General features: G+C 53.1%; 18 protein-coding genes. 9 read left to right on the forward strand and 9 right to left on the reverse strand.

Annotation, left to right across the window (positions count from 1 at the left end):
- From mrdB to lipA, 7 genes are all read left to right on the forward strand, one after another.
- On the forward strand, positions 1-1,113 hold the full coding sequence (mrdB, locus tag DFO56_RS03075) for a peptidoglycan glycosyltransferase MrdB (RefSeq protein WP_020457005.1): 1,113 nt from the start codon (positions 1-3) through the stop codon (positions 1,111-1,113).
- Positions 1,114-1,123: 10 nt separating this feature from the next.
- Entirely contained in the window at positions 1,124-2,317 is a 1,194-nt protein-coding gene (gene rlpA, locus DFO56_RS03080) for an endolytic peptidoglycan transglycosylase RlpA (RefSeq protein WP_045508968.1), read from the forward strand.
- Positions 2,318-2,455: 138 nt separating this feature from the next.
- Positions 2,456-3,667 (forward strand): D-alanyl-D-alanine carboxypeptidase DacA, encoded by a 1,212-nt coding sequence (dacA, locus tag DFO56_RS03085; RefSeq protein ID WP_020457003.1) that lies wholly within the window; start codon positions 2,456-2,458, stop codon positions 3,665-3,667.
- A 104-nt stretch (positions 3,668-3,771) separates the two neighbouring features.
- A complete protein-coding gene (gene ybeD, locus DFO56_RS03090) occupies positions 3,772-4,035 on the forward strand; it encodes a DUF493 family protein YbeD (RefSeq protein ID WP_017455881.1) in 264 nt (87 codons plus the stop codon).
- Positions 4,036-4,123: 88 nt separating this feature from the next.
- Complete coding sequence (gene lipB / locus DFO56_RS03095) at positions 4,124-4,765, forward strand: lipoyl(octanoyl) transferase LipB (protein WP_045508965.1); 642 nt, start codon at positions 4,124-4,126, stop codon at positions 4,763-4,765.
- Between the two features lie 304 nt (positions 4,766-5,069).
- Complete coding sequence (locus DFO56_RS03100) at positions 5,070-6,023, forward strand: YbeF family transcriptional regulator (RefSeq protein WP_045508962.1); 954 nt, start codon at positions 5,070-5,072, stop codon at positions 6,021-6,023.
- A 210-nt stretch (positions 6,024-6,233) separates the two neighbouring features.
- Positions 6,234-7,199 (forward strand): lipoyl synthase, encoded by a 966-nt coding sequence (gene lipA / locus DFO56_RS03105; protein ID WP_020457001.1) that lies wholly within the window; start codon positions 6,234-6,236, stop codon positions 7,197-7,199.
- A gap of 69 nt (positions 7,200-7,268) precedes the next feature.
- On the opposite strand, the gene tatE is transcribed toward lipA, so the two are convergent.
- Together tatE and DFO56_RS03115 are read right to left on the reverse strand one after the other, a co-directional pair.
- Positions 7,269-7,463: a twin-arginine translocase subunit TatE gene (gene tatE, locus DFO56_RS03110; protein WP_017455877.1), complete on the reverse strand. Its 195-nt coding sequence runs from the start codon at positions 7,461-7,463 to the stop codon at positions 7,269-7,271.
- Between the two features lie 127 nt (positions 7,464-7,590).
- Positions 7,591-8,379 (reverse strand): deaminated glutathione amidase, encoded by a 789-nt coding sequence (locus DFO56_RS03115; RefSeq protein ID WP_045508961.1) that lies wholly within the window; start codon positions 8,377-8,379, stop codon positions 7,591-7,593.
- Positions 8,380-8,468: 89 nt separating this feature from the next.
- On the opposite strand from DFO56_RS03115, the gene crcB reads away from it, so the two are divergent.
- Positions 8,469-8,852 (forward strand): fluoride efflux transporter CrcB, encoded by a 384-nt coding sequence (gene crcB, locus DFO56_RS03120; RefSeq protein WP_045508959.1) that lies wholly within the window; start codon positions 8,469-8,471, stop codon positions 8,850-8,852.
- A 62-nt stretch (positions 8,853-8,914) separates the two neighbouring features.
- Here crcB and cspE read toward each other — a convergent pair whose 3' ends face one another.
- The 7 genes from cspE to DFO56_RS03155 all read right to left on the reverse strand — a co-directional run bounded on the left by cspE (position 8,915) and on the right by DFO56_RS03155 (position 16,706).
- Complete coding sequence (cspE, locus tag DFO56_RS03125; protein WP_007373839.1) at positions 8,915-9,124, reverse strand: transcription antiterminator/RNA stability regulator CspE; 210 nt, start codon at positions 9,122-9,124, stop codon at positions 8,915-8,917.
- A gap of 192 nt (positions 9,125-9,316) precedes the next feature.
- Complete coding sequence (pagP, locus tag DFO56_RS03130; protein WP_370447791.1) at positions 9,317-9,850, reverse strand: lipid IV(A) palmitoyltransferase PagP; 534 nt, start codon at positions 9,848-9,850, stop codon at positions 9,317-9,319.
- A 200-nt stretch (positions 9,851-10,050) separates the two neighbouring features.
- On the reverse strand, positions 10,051-13,170 hold the full coding sequence (locus DFO56_RS03135) for an efflux RND transporter permease subunit (RefSeq protein ID WP_045508954.1): 3,120 nt from the start codon (positions 13,168-13,170) through the stop codon (positions 10,051-10,053).
- Complete coding sequence (locus DFO56_RS03140) at positions 13,167-14,624, reverse strand: efflux RND transporter periplasmic adaptor subunit (RefSeq protein ID WP_045508951.1); 1,458 nt, start codon at positions 14,622-14,624, stop codon at positions 13,167-13,169. The genes DFO56_RS03135 and DFO56_RS03140 overlap by 4 nt, the downstream gene beginning before the upstream one ends.
- Positions 14,624-15,877: a TolC family protein gene (locus DFO56_RS03145; RefSeq protein WP_045508948.1), complete on the reverse strand. Its 1,254-nt coding sequence runs from the start codon at positions 15,875-15,877 to the stop codon at positions 14,624-14,626. The genes DFO56_RS03140 and DFO56_RS03145 overlap by 1 nt, the downstream gene beginning before the upstream one ends.
- A 12-nt stretch (positions 15,878-15,889) precedes the next feature.
- Positions 15,890-16,240 (reverse strand): copper-binding protein, encoded by a 351-nt coding sequence (locus DFO56_RS03150; protein ID WP_233500366.1) that lies wholly within the window; start codon positions 16,238-16,240, stop codon positions 15,890-15,892.
- Between the two features lie 55 nt (positions 16,241-16,295).
- Complete coding sequence (locus DFO56_RS03155; protein ID WP_044489809.1) at positions 16,296-16,706, reverse strand: hypothetical protein; 411 nt, start codon at positions 16,704-16,706, stop codon at positions 16,296-16,298.
- Positions 16,707-17,052: 346 nt separating this feature from the next.
- Between DFO56_RS03155 and dcuC the strand changes: the two genes are divergently transcribed.
- On the forward strand, positions 17,053-18,429 hold the full coding sequence (gene dcuC / locus DFO56_RS03160; RefSeq protein WP_045508942.1) for an anaerobic C4-dicarboxylate transporter DcuC: 1,377 nt from the start codon (positions 17,053-17,055) through the stop codon (positions 18,427-18,429).
- Positions 18,430-18,520 lie beyond the last annotated feature (91 nt).

Below are 18,520 nucleotides of genomic sequence, written 5' to 3' on the forward strand. Positions count from 1 at the left end.
ATGACGGATAATCCGAACAAGAAATCGTTCTGGGATAAAATCCACATCGATCCGGTGCTGCTGCTGATTATCCTTGCGCTGCTGTTTTACAGCGCGATCGTTATCTGGAGCGCCAGCGGCCAGGATATCGGTATGACCGAGCGCAAAATCGGCCAAATCGCCATGGGGCTGATTATCATGGTTATCCTGGCGCAGGTGCCGCCACGCGTTTATGAAGGTTGGGCGCCCTATCTCTACATTTTCTGCGTCGTGTTGCTTGTCGCGGTGGATGCTTTCGGCGCTATCTCAAAAGGCGCGCAGCGCTGGCTCGATTTGGGCGTGGTGCGTTTCCAGCCTTCGGAAATAGCCAAAATAGCCGTACCGTTGATGGTGGCGCGCTTTATTAACCGCGATGTCTGCCCGCCTTCGCTGAAAAATACCGCAATCGCGCTGGCGCTGATTTTCGTGCCGACGCTGCTGGTGGCGGCGCAACCGGATTTGGGAACCTCGATCCTCGTGGTGCTCTCCGGGCTGTTTGTGCTGTTTCTTTCCGGGTTAAGCTGGCGATTGATTGGCATTGCCGCAGTGCTGGTAGCGGCATTTATCCCGGTGTTGTGGTTCTTCCTGATGCATGATTATCAGCGCCAGCGCGTGATGATGCTGCTCGATCCGGAAACCGATCCGCTCGGCGCGGGCTATCATATTATTCAGTCAAAAATCGCCATCGGCTCTGGCGGTCTGAGCGGTAAAGGCTGGCTGCATGGAACCCAGTCGCAACTGGAGTTTCTGCCCGAACGCCATACCGACTTTATCTTTGCCGTGCTGGCAGAAGAGCTGGGCCTCATCGGCATCCTGATTTTGCTGGCGCTATATGTGTTGCTGATTATGCGTGGGCTGTGGATTGCCGCCCGGGCGCAAACCACGTTCGGACGCGTTATGGCCGGTGGTTTAATGTTGATTTTGTTCGTTTATGTGTTCGTAAATATTGGTATGGTGAGTGGTATCCTGCCAGTGGTGGGCGTTCCGCTGCCACTGATCAGTTACGGGGGTTCTGCCCTGATCGTACTCATGGCCGGGTTTGGTATCGTTATGTCGATCCATACCCACAGGAAAATGTTGTCAAAGAGCGTATAAGAGGTGGGCAATGCGTAAGCAATGGCTTGGGATCTGCATAGCAGCAGGATTACTGGCGGCATGTTCGAACGATGATGGTCAGCAGCAGACGACCGTAGCGCCGCAACCTGCGGTGTGTAACGGCCCTGTCGTTGAAATCAGCGGTGCGGAGCCTCATTACGAAGCGCCTGTCGCCACGGCGAATCAGGATTATGAACGCGACGGTAAGCGCTACAAAATCGTGCAGAATCCGGCGAACTTTAGCCAGGCGGGTTTTGCGGCGATTTACGATGCCGAACCCGGCAGTAATTTGACCGCCTCCGGCGAAGCGTTCGATCCGATGCAGCTTACCGCAGCACATCCGACGCTGCCCATTCCGAGCTATGCGCGTATCACTAACCTGGCGAATGGTCGCATGATCGTGGTGCGTATTAACGATCGCGGGCCCTACGGTAACGATCGCGTAATTTCCCTGTCTCGCGCGGCAGCGGATCGACTGAATACCTCCAATAACACCAAAGTGCGTATCGATCCGATTATCGTTGCGCAGGATGGTTCCCTTTCCGGCCCGGGTATGGCATGTACGAAAGTTGCACAGCAAACCTACGCCTTGCCAGCGCGTCCCGATCTTGGCGGCGGTCTCGGCAGTGTCTCTTCGGCTCCGCAGCCTGAAGAACCGCAGGGCAATGTACACGCGATCAGCAATGATACGCTGAAAAGCGACGACACCACTGCTGCGCCGGTACGTAGCGGTGGCTTCCTGGGCGCGCCGACCCCACTCGCCTCTGGCGTACTGGAAGGAAGCGCTAATACTTCCACCGCGACAACAGCGCAACCTGCAACAACATCTGTGACGCCAACGGCTACGCCGGCCGCGCAGACTGCTCCGGCTGCGCAAACGTACACACCGACGCGCACTTCGCCCGTTACAGCACCGGGTTCGGTACAGGGCAACGTACATACGGCCGCGCCTGCCAGCAGCGCTGCGGCGGCAAGCAGTGGCGGTTATATGGTGCAGGTGGGAGCCGTCAGCGATCAGACCCGTGCTCAGCAATATCAGCAGCGCCTGGCGCAGCAGTTTGCGGTTCCTGGCCGCGTCACGCAAAACGGTGCTGTCTGGCGCGTACAGTTAGGGCCGTTCAGCAACAAAGCGGACGCCAGCGCGTTGCAGCAACGTCTGCAAAACGAGGCGCAATTGCAGTCATTTGTCACGAATGCCCAGTAAACTTGCGAAGGTGTCTGACTTTGTCAACTTATGTCAGCAACATTAACAAAGTCATGCTGAAAGTCAGATGCCTGCATGTATAGCTTTTGCTATAGTAAGGCACTTTTTTAACTCCATCACGGATGTCGTTGTTCGACCATGAAGACCACTTTTTCCGTTCGTTTTATGCAGCGCCTGGCGCTCACCACGGCGCTGACTGCAGCCTCTCTTTCCGCTGCGCATGCCGATGACCTGAATATTAAGACCATGATCCCGGGCGTTCCGCAGATTGACGCGGAATCCTATATCCTGATCGACTATAACTCCGGCAAAGTGCTGGCTGAGCAAAACGCCGATGCGCGCCGCGATCCGGCAAGTCTGACCAAAATGATGACCAGCTATGTCATTGGCCAGGCCATGAAAGCGGGCAAATTTAAAGACAGCGATCTGGTCACGATTGGTAACGACGCCTGGGCGACCGGCAACCCGGTGTTCCGTGGCTCTTCCCTGATGTTTCTGAAACCTGGTATGCAAGTGCCGGTTTCCCAGTTGATCCGTGGTATCAACCTGCAATCCGGTAACGATGCCTGCGTGGCGATGGCCGATTATGTGGCGGGCAGCCAGGACGCGTTTGTCGGCCTGATGAATAACTATGTGAAAGCACTGGGCCTGCAAAACAGTCATTTCCAGACCGTACATGGCCTGGATGCTGATGGTCAGTACAGCTCCGCGCGTGACATGGCGCTGATTGGTCAGGCACTGATCCGCGATGTGCCGAACGAATACTCCATTTATAAAGAGAAAGAGTTCACCTTTAACGGCATTCGTCAGACCAACCGTAATGGCCTGCTGTGGGATAACAGCCTGAATGTTGACGGGATTAAAACCGGTCATACCGATAAAGCGGGTTATAACCTGGTGGCGTCAGCGACCGAAGGCCAGATGCGCCTGATATCTGCTGTAATGGGTGGTCGCACGTTTAAAGGCCGTGAAACCGAAAGCAAGAAACTGCTGACCTGGGGCTTCCGTTTCTTTGAAACTGTAAGCCCAATTAAAGCCGGTAAAGAGTTTGCTTCAGAGCCTGCATGGTTTGGCGACAGCGATCGTGCTTCGCTGGGTGTTGATAAAGACGTGTACCTGACCATTCCGCGCGGCCGTATGAAAGATCTGAAAGCCAGCTATGTGCTGAATACCAGCGAGCTGCACGCACCGCTGCAGAAAAATCAGGTGGTTGGCTCTATTAACTTCCAGCTGGATGGTAAAACCATCGAACAGCGCCCGCTGGTGGTGCTGCAGGAGATCCCGGAAGGTAATTTCTTCGGCAAAATCATTGATTACATTAAATTGATGTTCCATCACTGGTTTGGCTAAAAATCGAACACTTGAAAGTGTGATTTCCATCCCCATATACTTAGCATCTCAGAAAAACTCCTGCCCTTGCGGCAGGAGTTCTTATTTTTTACGCCGGAGCTGACATGAAAACCAATCTTAAAGAACTGCTTGAATTCCCGACTCCTTTTACTTACAAAGTGATGGGTCTGGCGAAACCAGAGCTGGTTGATCTGGTGGTTGAAGTGGTACAGCGCCATGCGCCAGGTGATTACTCTCCGCAGGTAAAACCGAGCAGCAAAGGCAATTACCACTCGGTATCCATCACCATTAACGCTACGCATATTGAGCAAGTTGAGACGCTGTACGAAGAACTCGGCAATATCGAAATTGTTCGTATGGTGCTGTAATTGTTCATCACGTTACCCGGAGCCATTCGGGTAACGTTTTCGCTGTGATATACTTCCCCCACTCTTTTTCTCCCCCGGGGATGCCGTTTTGTCTCAGGACACCATTCTTATCCGCAATCTTGGTTTGCAGCCTTATGATCCGATTTCTCTGGCAATGCATGAATTCACTGATACTCGCGACGAGACGACGCCGGATGAAATCTGGCTGGTAGAACACCATCCCGTCTTTACGCAAGGCCAGGCCGGCAAAGCCGAACATGTGCTCGCCCCGGGGGATATTCCTGTGATCCAGAGCGATCGCGGCGGCCAGGTAACCTACCATGGACCAGGCCAGCAGGTGATGTATGTATTAATTAATCTGAAGCGGCGCAAAGTAGGCGTGCGCGAACTTGTCACATTGCTGGAAAATACGGTTATCAATACGCTGGCCACACTCGGGATTAACGCACAGGCGCGCGCTGACGCACCGGGTGTATATGTGCAAGGCAAGAAAATTTGTTCCCTGGGTCTGCGGATCCGTAAAGGGTGCTCATTCCATGGCCTGGCGCTGAATATCGATATGGATTTGGCGCCGTTTATGCGCATCAATCCTTGCGGTTACGCCGGTATGGAAATGACCCAGGTCAGCCAACTGGTGGAAAATAGCGATATGGATAAATTAAGGACGATTCTTATCCAGCAATTTTTAGCGCTACTAAACAATCCACCGCATCAATATATGAGCGCTTAATATATCATGTATAGAAGCCCGCATTTTGTGCGGGTAGTTATTTATTTGGCCTGTTAGCGCTTTACAATAGAAGCCATATTCTCTATTTTCAACCTGCCTGCTTTGTCGGGAAAATTAGCATTAAAGCACGTTGCCAGGCTTTGTATACACGCTCCAGTCCAATCTTTTTTTAGTGTATTGTCTGGCCTCGCGATGAAAAACTACGTCATGATGACGAGAGACAGGATGTTTACTCAAGTTAATAATCAACAAAAAAAATAAATTCAACTATCATTCAGATTTTGAATGAATACGGAGCACAAGCGTGGATAATAATAACCTGCAGGAAAAGCGAATAACCGTGCGCCCCGACGATGATAAGCCGCAAGTCTTCAGAACGCTGCGCAATATTGATCTCAATTTACTGACTATTTTTGAGGCAGTATATGTGCACAAAGGGATAGTCAACGCGGCGAAAGTGCTCAATTTAACGCCTTCCGCAATTAGCCAGTCCATTCAAAAATTACGCGCAATATTTCCCGATCCGCTTTTCATTCGTAAAGGTCAGGGCGTGACGCCTACGGCTTATGCTTCCCATCTGCACGAATATATCAGCCAGGGACTGGAGTCTATTCTTGGCGCATTAGATCTGACCGGCAGCTATGACAAACAACGTACGATTACCATCGGCACGCCACCATCGATTGGTGCATTAGTTATACCTGTTATCTTCCAGGCAATAAAAGAGAGTTCGCCGCATCTGATGATGCGTAATATTCCTGTTAACGATGCGGAAAGCCAGCTCAGCCAGTTTCAAACCGATTTAATTATTGATACGCATATTGCAGGCTCTCGTACCATTAATCATCACGTCCTCTATAGCGACCGTGTCATGCTGGTTTGCCGCAAAGGGCACCCTTGTTTAAATGGGCCGATTAATGAAGCGGTTTTACAGCAGTACGAACATACGCTGCTCATGCTGGAAGGGCAAAATCTTAGCGGGCTGCGCCAGCGTGTACAGGATCTTTTCCCTGAGCGTCAGGTAAGCTTCAGTAGTTACAATATGTTTACGATTGCGGCACTGATCGGCAACAGCGATATGCTGGGATTAATGCCATCGCGGCTGTTTACGTTATTCAGTGGCTGTTGGCCGCTGGTTGAAATTGATTATCCGCCAATCAGTAACGAGCACCTTGAAATCTCGCTTTTTTACAATAAGTTGAGCCTGCGTGACCCGGTGCTGGAAAGCGTTATTAACGTTATACGACGGGCTTTTTAACGCCCGTCCGTGCCAGGCGAAAGCGCTAACCCTTATTGGTCATTTGGCACAAAACAACAACTATTTTACAAATTGCCCCGTTGTCAGGCTGCTTTCTATCCCCCATCAATGGTATACTGCACGCAAGTTAATTCAAAAATAGTTGATAAATACAACATTCATTTGAATTGAAATGCTTACTTCGTTATCCGCAACTGGAACACGCACGCTATGAGTAAACCCATTGTGATGGAACGCGGTGTTAAGTACCGCGATGCCGATAAAATGGCGCTTATCCCGGTTAAAAATGTGGCGACAGAGCGCGAAGCTCTGTTAAGAAAACCGGAATGGATGAAAATCAAACTCCCGGCCGACTCCTCCCGTATCCAGGGTATTAAAGCAGCCATGCGCAAAAACGGGCTGCACTCTGTGTGCGAAGAGGCTTCCTGCCCGAACCTTGCTGAGTGTTTCAACCACGGTACGGCAACCTTTATGATCCTTGGTGCTATCTGCACGCGCCGTTGCCCATTCTGCGATGTGGCACACGGACGTCCTGTGGCACCGGATGCCAACGAACCGCAAAAACTGGCGCAGACCATTGCTGATATGGCGCTGCGTTATGTGGTTATCACCTCTGTAGACCGTGACGATTTGCGTGATGGCGGTGCTCAGCATTTTGCTGATTGCATTACCGCCATCCGTGAAAAAAGCCCATCGATCAAAATCGAAACGCTGGTGCCGGATTTCCGTGGCCGCATGGATCGTGCGTTGGATATACTCACCGCCACGCCGCCGGATGTCTTTAACCACAATCTGGAGAACGTGCCGCGTATTTACCGCCAGGTTCGCCCGGGCGCGGATTATAACTGGTCGCTGAAACTTCTGGAGCGTTTTAAAGAAGCGCATCCGGAAATCCCCACAAAATCCGGTCTGATGGTTGGCTTAGGTGAAACCAACGCAGAGATCATTGAGGTTATGCGCGATCTGCGCCGTCATGGCGTGACGATGCTGACGCTGGGCCAATATTTACAGCCAAGCCGCCACCACCTGCCGGTACAGCGCTATGTCAGCCCGGATGAGTTTGACGAAATGAAAGAGGAAGCACTGGCGATGGGCTTTACCCATGCGGCGTGTGGCCCGTTCGTTCGTTCCTCTTACCATGCCGATTTGCAGGCAAAAGGCGTGGAAGTGAAGTAATACTTGCTTACACAGCAGACAAAAAAACCGGCTTCTGCGCCGGTTTTTTTTCGCCTGTCAAAGCCGCTGTTACTCTTTGTGAGAGAGTTTTTCTGCTGTGACTTCGTCAGCTTTTTTCGCTGCATCATCATCGTTCATGGCTTTTTTAAAGCCTTTGATGGCTGCGCCCAGGTCACCACCGAGCGTACGCAATTTTTTGGTTCCAAACAGCAGAACAACCAGTGCGGCCACAACCAGCAGTTTGGTAATACTAATCTCACCCATAGATACCTTCTTTCGTAAAACAGGCTGCATAAAACGCCATTATAACCGGACTTCATTAACGGTCATTCGACGCGCGCACACAATAGCAATGTGTAACGAGATGAATCAAGTGTTGTTTAAAAAAACATCACAATAAATGCGGTGCAGCGAAACGGCGATTACGTAACACCGGCAGTGCCTCGCGCGTCTGCACCACACGTTCAGGCGATACCTCGGCGAAAATAAGCTGTGGCGCTTGCGCCGCCGCCGCAACCGTCACGCCCTGCGGATCAACGACCCGGCTCTGCCCGATATTTTTATTGCCGCATTCGCCTGCCGCGACAATATAACATGTTGTGTCCAGCGCCCTTGCCGAGAGCAGCGTCGCCCAGTGCTGCTCCTTGAGGGGACCGCGTACCCAGGCGGCAGGCAACACCAGCAGTTCTGCCCCCTGCAATGCCAGCGACAAAGCCAGCTCCGGGAAACGCAGATCGTAGCACGTCATCAACCCGACCTTCATGCCCTCCACCTCAATCAACGGCGGAATATCGCGCCCGGCGTCCACCCGCGCAGATTCCTGCATGTTGAATGCGTCATACAAATGCAGCTTGGCATACTGCGCGATCACCTCTCCACCGCGCAATACCACCAGCGTATTAACTGCCCTGCCCTCGGTTGACGGAACATGCACCGTCAACACCGTCGTCAACGCATTACGCTGGCTCTCCGTACGCAACAGGCTCAGAAAGCCGCCATCAAGCGTCTGCGCCGATTTGACCGAAAGGTGTGGGTCAGCATCATCTCTTGCCAGTAATGCCTCTGGCAGCACCAGCAGCGACGCCTGACGCGCTACCGCCTGTGCCATCAACGTAACACACGTCTGCGCATTGGTCCGCCAGTCTGGCGTGACCGCAAATTGCCCGGCTGCAACAATCATCTTTAGTCCTCTCGCTTCGTCACGATAGCCAGAAAATAGCCGCGACGCTAAACTCAACACTCTAACAAATCAAATAGCAGGATCTCACGGTGTTACAACTTCTTTTAGCGGTATTTATTGGCGGTGGAACCGGCAGCGTTGCGCGCTGGATGTTAAGCATGAAACTTAATCCGGCGCATCAGGCGATCCCTGTTGGGACGCTCACCGCCAACCTGCTCGGCGCGTTTATTATCGGTATGGGGTTAGCGTGGTTCAATCGGATGACGCACATCGATCCCGTCTGGAAAGTGCTGTTAACCACCGGTTTTTGTGGCGGTCTGACTACCTTTTCTACCTTTTCCGCAGAAGTGGTGTTCTTGTTACAGGAGGGGCGAATTAACTGGGCGCTGCTGAACGTGGCGGTAAACCTGCTGGGCTCGTTTGCTATGACGGCACTGGCGTTTTGGCTATTTTCCTCAGGTAATGCAAACTGAAAGGATAAAAAAACCCGCCTTGCGGCGGGTTTTGGAATTCTTACTGTACGTACGTAGCTGAATTAAACAGGCATTACGTTCGCAGCAGATGGGCCTTTGGCACCGTTAGTGATTTCAAACTCAACGCGCTGACCTTCAGCCAGGGTTTTGAAACCATTGCTCTGGATTGCAGAGAAGTGTACGAACACGTCTTTGCTGCCATCTTCCGGAGTAATGAAACCGAATCCTTTGGATTCATTAAACCACTTAACGTTACCTTTAATCTTAGACATCAAAATTACCTTTACATGAAAAATCGACACAAATGCTGTGTCGGGTATCAGTACAACAATTGTGACGACTTTTGTCCAGTCGTTATTCGTGAAAAAGTGATAAATGTCGCTAACTTTTTTGCAAAAGTGAGTTTATTCCGCGTTTTAGGCGATGATGAAAATTTGTACATCGCGTTAACACCTCGTTTGCAGCTAAAACTGAAAGCGCATCCAGGCAAAGTAAACGTTCCCGTTGTTATAGGTGCCCGGAATGTAGGTCATCTGGAAGGTCGCCGGGCCATAACCGACAGATGCCAGCGGCAACAGCACCGGAACGGGAATGTACTTCCAGTTATCACGCGCGGTAAACCCGGCCGTATAACCCAATCCCAGACGGAAGTTATCATCTGCCAGCGGACGCCATGTTTTCTCCCATCCGTAGCCGCCAATCGGCTCCCATTTGTTAAATGAATCTTTAAATGCCATCAGATAGAGGCCGTGCCAGTTCCCTTTTTCGTCCCAGCGTGACTGACCAAAACCCGCGCCCCATGGACGTTCGTTATAGCGGTCCGTTTTCTCCTTGTCATAGGCGAAACGCGCATGCCAGGTGATAGCAGGAACATAGAGATCATAATGCTCTGGCTGCTGCCAGGTTTGCTTCACATTGTCAGTAAAAGTCGAGAACCAGGAATTCTCTGCAGCAAGCGCTGTGGTAACCACCGAAAACTGGCAAAATAAAGACAAAATAATAGCTAAAAACTTCTTATTTACAGACACCGTATTTATTCCATGTTATGCAACAACGTATATTCTTGGGCATGTTATCTGAATGGTTCCTTAACAAGATCGGATTAATTCTGAAAAAACCTACGGAATAATCGCAGTATTACGTCACTAAACACAGAATATCGTTCAATGCGCCCCATCACAGGGGCGCAAAAAAGCGACTAACGTTTGCGATGCAGTAAGAAATAAACTGCCGGGATAACCAACATCGACAGCAAAGGTGCCGTTATCATGCCGCCAATCATCGGCGCAGCGATACGGCTCATCACCTCCGAACCGCTGCCACCGCCCCACATAATGGGAAGCAGCCCCGCCATTATCGTCGCAACCGTCATTACCTTTGGCCGCACGCGGAGTACCGCACCTTCATGGATTGCCTGTAGCAGTACCTTATTTCCCCCCTCCGGTTCACGTGTGCGATATTTCTTAAGCGCGTGATTAAGATAGAGCACCATAATAACGCCGAACTCTGCCGCCACGCCGGCCAGAGCAATAAAACCGACCGCCCCCGCCACGGATAAATTATATCCCAGCAGCCACAATAACCAGACACCGCCAATCAACGAGAATGGTAATGTCCCCATTATTAACAGGGCATCAGATATACGCTTAAAGGTAATAAATAGCAGGACGAAGATAATCATTAGCGTTACCGGCAAAACGATTTTCAATTTTGCCGTGGCGCGTTCCAGATATTCAAACTGTCCGGACCACGAGAGCGTGACCCCCTGCGGCAGTTTCACCTGCTGCGCTACACGCTGCTGCATCTCGTCCACTGCCGATTTCAAATCGCGACCGCGCAGGTCAACGTAGATCCAGTTTGAGAGGCGCGCGTTCTCGCTTTTCAGCATGGGCGGCCCCTCTTTCACCACGATATCCGCCAGTTCACCTAACGCGATCTGGCTGCCATTTTCGGTGATCACCGGCAATTTACGCAAATCATCGACGTTATCCCGTATTTCTCGCGGGTAACGTACATTGACAGGATATCGCTCCCGCCCCTGCAGCACTTCGCCAATATTTTCCCCACCAACCAGCGTAGAGACCAGCGATTGCAACTCTTTTACCGACACACCATAACGCGCAGCCTGCTGCCGGTTAATGTTGATATCGACGTAGCGCCCCCCCGCCAGACGCTCGGCCAGTGCCGATGTTACGCCTGGCACTGTTTTCACCACCTGCTCGATTTGCTGCGCCACCCGTTCAATATCAGCAATATTATTTCCGTTCACCTTAATCCCCACCGGGCTTTTGATCCCGGTTGCCAGCATATCCAGGCGGTTACGGATAGGCGGCACCCAGACATTGGCAATGCCCGGCACCCTGACGGTTTTATCCAGTTCTTCCACCAGTTTTTCCGGCGTCATGCCTGGCCGCCACTGGTCGCGTGGTTTAAAGCGAATAGTGGTTTCCAGCATGGTTAATGGGGCAGGATCGGTCGCGCTCTCTGCTCGGCCTGCTTTACCAAACACGCTCGCCACTTCCGGCACGCTTTTAATCAGCCGGTCAGTCTGCTGCAATAAACGCCCGGCTTCCCGCGCAGAGATCCCCGGTAACGTCGACGGCATATACAGTAAATCGCCTTCGTTGAGCGGCGGCATAAACTCACTGCCCAGCCGACTCAACGGCCATAACGTTGCCAGCAACAGCAACAACGCCACCGCCAGTGTCGCTTTCGGCCACGCCAGCACTTTATCCAGCAGTGGCTCATACAGGCGAATCAGGAAACGGTTAATGGGGTTGGCTTTCTCATCAGGGATCTTGCCGCGAATAAACAAGCCCATCAGCACCGGAACCAGCGTGATACCAAGCCCGGCCGCTACAGCCATCGCCCAGCTCTTGGTGAATGCCAGCGGCGAGAACATACGCCCTTCCTGCGCTTCGAGTGAAAACACAGGAATAAACGACAGGGTAATGATCAGCAGGCTGCAAAATAACGCCGGCCCCACTTCGACTGCAGCCTGTTCTGAAAAATGCCAGTAATCCGCTCCGGTCGGCTGTCGATCAGGGTTATCGTGCCGCCACTGCTCCATCACCTTGTGCATATTCTCAATCATCACAATGGCCGCATCCACCATCGCACCGATAGCAATCGCAATCCCGCCCAGCGACATGATATTGGCGTTGATGCCCTGGTAATGCATGACGATAAACGCGCCGAGGATCCCCAGCGGCAGTGACACAATTGCCACTAATGCCGAACGGAAATGGAACAGGAACAGCGTGCAAACCAGCGCAACAACGATAAATTCCTCAATCAATTTATGCGTCAGCGTTTCAACCGCGCTCTCAATCAGCGTCGAGCGATCATAAACCGGTACGATCGCCACACCGTCGGGCAGCGTTTTTTGCACCTCGCTGAGTTTCGCTTTCACCGCATGAATGGTATCGAGCGCGTTTTTGCCATAACGCATAACGATAATGCCGCCCGCGACTTCACCTTCGCCATTATATTCCGCCACGCCGCGGCGTAGCTCAGGCCCCAGGCGCACCGTCGCTACATCTGAAAGCATCACCGGTACACCATCCCGGCTGGCGATCACTATCTGGCGAAAATCTGCCAGTTGCCGCAGGTAACCGGTGGTACGCACCATAAATTCGGCTTCTCCCATCTCCAGCAGCGCACCGCCGCTCTCCTGGTTCGCCGCCTGCACAGCGCTGACGATCTGTTCATGGGTAATATTCAGCGCCCGCATTTTCGCGGGATCCGGCACAATCTGATATTGCCGAACCATACCGCCAACACTTGCCACTTCCGCAACGTTCGGCACGGTTTTAAGTTCAAATTTCAGCGTCCAGTCCTGCAACGCGCGCAAATCCGCCAGATTATGTTTACCGCTGCGATCCACCAGCGCGTACTCATAAATCCAGCCCACACCGGTTGCATCCGGCCCTAACCCAACGTTCACGCCCGCAGGCAATGAAGACTGGATTTGGCTTAAGTTCTCCAGCACACGAGAACGCGCCCAGTAGAGATCGGTATCATCATCAAACAGCACATAGACATAGGCATCGCCAAACATCGAATAGCCGCGCACCGTTTTCGCCCCCGGCACGGAAAGCATGGCGGTAGTCAACGGATAAGTCACTTGATCTTCAATAAGTTGCGGCGCTTTACCCGGATAGCTGGCACGAATAATCACCTGTACATCAGAGAGATCCGGCAGAGCATCCAGCGGCGCGCGCTGGATTGACCAAATCCCCCAGCCGGTGAGCACCAGCGCGGCCAGCAGGATTAACAAGCGGTTACGCAGCGAGGCGCGAATCACGGCAGCAATCATTTCATCGTCTCCTGCGTGGGCATCAGATGAGTAATGACAGCACCCTGCTCGTCATCGAGCGTAAAGCTGAACATCACCTTATCGCCCACTTTGATGGCGGGTTCAGGCTGTTTAAGAACGAAGTCCATCGTCATCGCTCCCCAGTTCAGCGCCGGAATCGGCTGGTGCGACAGCGTGATGCTACCAGCATCAATTGCTTTCACCACACCGGTTGCGTCGTAGGTTTGCACTTTCTTCGCGGGAGTTTGCGGCGCCTGTTGGTGCGGCAGTGCGCTACGCAAGCTCGCTTCTGAGTCAATCAGGAACTGGCCGGAGGTCACGACCTTATCGCCCTCCTGTAATCCGGACAGCACTTCGGTCCAGCCCTCTGCCTTACGCCCGGTAGTGACGTTAACGGCCTGGAAATGCCCGTCACCCGTCGCCAGTAACACGCGGCTTGCCGCACCGGTTTCAATCAGTGCCTCTTCCGGAATAGCCAGTACCGCGGGTTGTTGTTGCGCCGATGCAGGCTGCGTTACGGTCAGGAACATGCCGGGTTTAAGTTTTTGCTGTGGGTTATCCAGCACGATACGCGCTTTCAGCGTCCGGGTGGTGGTTTCAAGCTGCGGCAACAACTCACTGACGCGGCCGTGAAACTGCTCACCCGGCCAACTACCCGATGTGGCAATAATTTCGCTACCCGCAGTAAGCGCCTGCGCCTGGCTTTGCGGGTAATCGACCACCAGCCAGACAGGATCAAGGTTCGCCAGCTCAAAGAGAACTTGCGTAGCGGCAACTTGCGCGCCTTCACGGGAATCAAGTTTCACCACATAGCCGTCGCGATCGGCGCGCAGCGTGAGCCGGGTTTGCGGTTTCCCGCTACGCTCAACCGCGCGAATAATGGCATCCGGCATAAATTGCAACGCCAGCCGCTCGCGGGCGGCGCGTGTCAGTTCACCATCGCCCAACTGGCGCACCGCCAGATACTCCTGCTGCGCCGTTGTCCATTGAGGGATCCACAGTTGCGCCAGCGCTTCGCCTTTCTTCACCCACTGTTGCGGCGCGCGAACAAACAGTTTTTCCACCACGCCCGCCGCCGGAGACGGCACGCTCTGAATGCTGCGCTCATCGGTGGTTACCGTGGCAAAGGCGGAAAACGCGTCAGCAAGCGCGCGTTTTTCCACCTTCGCCGTCGTCATCCCCAGGTTTTGCTGCTGCTGCGCACTGACGCTAACACCGCCGCTGGCAGGTGTTTCATCGGCATAACGCGGCACCAGCGGCATATCCATAAACGGGGATTTACCCGGCTTGTCAAAACGCTGATCCGGCACCATCGGATCGTACCAGTAGAGCACTTTTCGTTGTGTTGTTTGCTCGCCTGAAGCCGCAGGCGCACTATGCTGGCGACCGGCGAAATACCCTACGCCCGCCGCCAGGCAAGCCGTAATCGCGATGGCTAAAATCGTTTTTTTCATTACCTTAACTCCTGCGGGATCAGCCAGCGGATTGCGGCCCATTTCTGCGCCATCTCTTTCTCGGCCTGGTTCGCGGCCAGTTCGCTATCGAGCACATTACGCCGGGCCTCCAGTAACCCGGAGAGATCCGATTGCCCCGAACGGTATTGCGCCGCCAGTAACGTGGCTCGCTGACGAACCAGCGGCAGCACCTCGTCACGCTGGCGCATCCACAGCGTTTGCGCGGCGTTATATTCGGCAATGAGCGAATGCAGCTGTGCGGCGTGATCGCGCTCAGCCAGCGCCAACTGGTCGTTAGCCTGCATAGTGCGGGAAACATCAGCGGCGTGATCTTTATCCTGACGGTGCGACTGGAACAGCGGCAGATCGACGGTAAACATCACCCCGGCCATATCTTCATACCCTTCGGCGCGGCGTCCGTACCACACTTCCACCTCGACATCCGGAATGGCGGCAATGGCGGATTCGGCGGAACGGGCTTTCGCGCTGTTAGCCATACTGGCCGCAGCGATAATGTCCGGATGCTGCGCAATGCCCTGCTCCAGCGTTTTTTCATCCGCAGGCAGACGTTGATACCGTGGAAGCTCGCCGGAAACGGCACTCACATCCTCGCCAGTCAACTGCGCCAGGCGAGTTTGTGCCAGGTGCACATCGCGTTCGGCGAGCGTGAGCTTGTCGCGCATTGCACTCAGGCCAACCCGGAAAGCCAGCACGCTGTCAGGTGCAGCATTGCCCGCTCCCACGCTGGCGCGCTGCGCGCCCTGCTGGCGTTCGGTTTCTGCCAGCAGTTTGCGCGCGGTCTGCAACGCCTGTTGTGAAAGCGCTAAGTCGAGCCACGCCTGGGCGGTGTCGCGCTGTAAATTGGCGCGCACGACGGCAGATTTGGCGCTAACACTTTGCGCTTCGGCTAACAACGTATCGGCTTTACGATCGCGTTTTTCGGCGCTGACATACTGCTGCATGATCCCGATCCGCTGCATCGTCATCCCTTCGCGGGTTAAACGGCGATCGTTGTTGCCCTGTACCGGGACGTTTTCAATACCAAATTTCAGCTTCGGGTCGGGTAACTGGCGGGCAGAATCTGCCATCGCATCCAGCGCCTGCGCTTCGTTGCGGTTAGCGGAAAGTTCGGCGGAATAGCGCTCAGCGGCGGCAAGGGTTTGCGTCAGCGTCAGTGACTCCGCCTGCGCGGCGGAGCACATCAGTCCAAGCAACACCCCGCCGAGCCGCAGGCTCAGCGAGTAACGTTTCATTGTTGCCCCCGGTTAGCGTTGCGGCGTTAATGAAACGAGCTGGTAGCCGTTTTCGCTTTGCACAAAGCTGAACTCGACCTTATCGCCCACGTTCACCGGTGCAAACGTGCTGCCTTTGGCCAGGGCAAACTGCATGGTCATTGGCGGCCAGTTCAGCGCGGGAACAGCGTGATGGGCAATAGAAATCGCATCGGGGGTAATTTTCTTGATAACGCCCTGGCTTTGATAGGTCTGCGCTTGAGCGTGCATGGCACCATGCGAAGACATATCGTGCATGCCGTGCATTGCGGGCATATCTTCCGCGTAAGCGGCAAGGGAGAAAAACAGCACGCCAGAGAGCATGCAAAGAAGAGAAGAACGCATAATAAAACTCCTGTTAAACAATGAAATTAATAAAATTCAATGGATTAACAGGTTTTTATTCACGGAACCGGCAAAAACGAATCGTTGCCGGCGGGCCTATAGCGGGAGGGGTTAACGACCATCCGTCATGCGCGACGGGGGAACAAACAGGTTCAGCGACCACCAGCGTCAGCGAAACGGGCAGCGCTACCAGTGAAGCGTTATCGGTATCTTTTTGCGCCAGATCCGGTACACAATGCTTTTCGCACAGCGGCGTTTTCATCATGTCCATATGCGGCGCGCTGTCCGACATCATCATTCGATGGTCCATATGCTGAACCAGCATATGTTCACCCTGCACGCTGACACTGCAGTCATGGGAAGCGAGCGCCACCTGGCTTTGAATCAGCAGCCAACCAAACGCCAAAAGCAGCATCAATAGATGCCGCTTAATAAAGCGCAATCGGTATAGCCAGCCTGCGTGCATAACGTCGCCATGGGTGAAAGGAAAGTAACGGCGAGTATAAGCAGCATTATTTTTAATTTTAAAGCGTTTTTTAACTAATTTACGCCCGGAAATAAAGCGCAACCGAAACCGTTAAATTTATTAACTTATTAGCGCCTTTTAAATAACAAATTTATCATTTCCTATTAATCCCAATTATTGCTTAAGCAGTATTAATTAAGTGGGGTGATAACAATTTGACGCGATTATTCGCTCAACACATCGCTTTGTTGATTTTAATCATCTACCCGCTGGCTATTATTCGGCACATTGCGTTGCCAGTTTTTTTACTTACTTTTCATTCAGGTCAACCTCCGGGGCCAACAACATGTTATTAACACTCATTGAACTGCTGATAGGCGTGGTGGTGATTGTCGGCGTGGCGCGCTACATCATCAAAGGCTACTCCGCCACCGGCGTGCTGTTTGTCGGCGGTCTGGCGCTATTAATTGTCAGCGCGCTGATGGGCCACAAAATATTACCAGGCAGCGCCACCAGCACTGGCTATAGCGCTACCGATATTGTCGAATACATTAAAATCCTGCTGATGAGTCGCGGTGGCGATCTCGGCATGATGATCATGATGCTGTGCGGGTTTGCCGCTTATATGACCCACATCGGCGCCAATGATATGGTGGTGAAGCTGGCTTCGCGGCCGCTGCGCTTTATCAACTCGCCTTACCTGCTGATGATTGCCGCCTATTTTGTCGCTTGCCTGATGTCGCTGGCGGTCTCTTCCGCAACCGGCCTTGGCGTGCTGTTGATGGCAACGTTGTTCCCGGTGATGGTCAACGTCGGTATCAGCCGTGGTGCGGCAGCAGCCATTTGTGCTTCTCCGGCGGCAATCATTCTTTCGCCCACCTCCGGTGACGTAGTGTTGGCCGCGAAAGCCGCAGAGATGCCGCTTATCGACTTCGCGTTTAAAACCACCCTGCCCATCTCTATCGCGGCGATTATTGCCATGGCGATTGCCCACTTTTTCTGGCAGCGCTACCTGGATAAAAAAGAGCATATCGTCAGCGAAATGCTGGATGTGAAAGACATCACCACCAGTGCGCCTACTTTCTACGCCATTCTGCCGTTTACGCCGATTATCGGCGTGCTGATTTTCGACGGCAAATGGGGCCCGGAACTGCATATCATCACCATTCTGGTGATTTGTATGTTGCTGGCGGCAGTGCTGGAATTTTTACGTGGTTTCAATACACAAAACGTCTTTTCCGGGCTGGAAGTGGCTTATCGCGGTATGGCTGACGCGTTTGCTGGCGTGGTGATGTTGCTGGTCGCCGCCGGGGTTTTCGCCCAGGGCTTAAGCACCATTGGCTTTATCCAGAGCCTGATTTCGATTGCCACCTCGTTCGGTTCAGCGAGCATTATTTTGATGCTGGTGCTGGTCACGCTGACCATGCTGGCGGCAATGACCACCGGTTCCGGTAACGCGCCGTTCTACGCCTTTGTCGAGATGATCCCGAAACTGGCGCACGAATCCGGTATCAACCCGGCTTACCTGTCGATTCCAATGTTGCAGGCGTCCAATCTTGGTCGCACCATATCTCCGGTTTCCGGCGTGGTAGTTGCCGTGGCGGGGATGGCGAACATATCCCCGTTTGAAGTGGTAAAACGGACTTCGGTACCAGTGATCGTCGGTCTGATTGTGGTGATCATCGCCACCGAAGTATTAGTCCCGGGTGTCGCAGTACATTAATTTATAAATGCCATTTATGAAAAAGCGCCTGCCCGGCGCTTTTTTTATGGTTTAATAACGCATGGCAATTACCCGGATACATCCATCAGGA

The organism is Kosakonia sp. AG348 (assembly GCF_003337365.1).
Lineage (GTDB): Bacteria > Pseudomonadota > Gammaproteobacteria > Enterobacterales > Enterobacteriaceae > Kosakonia.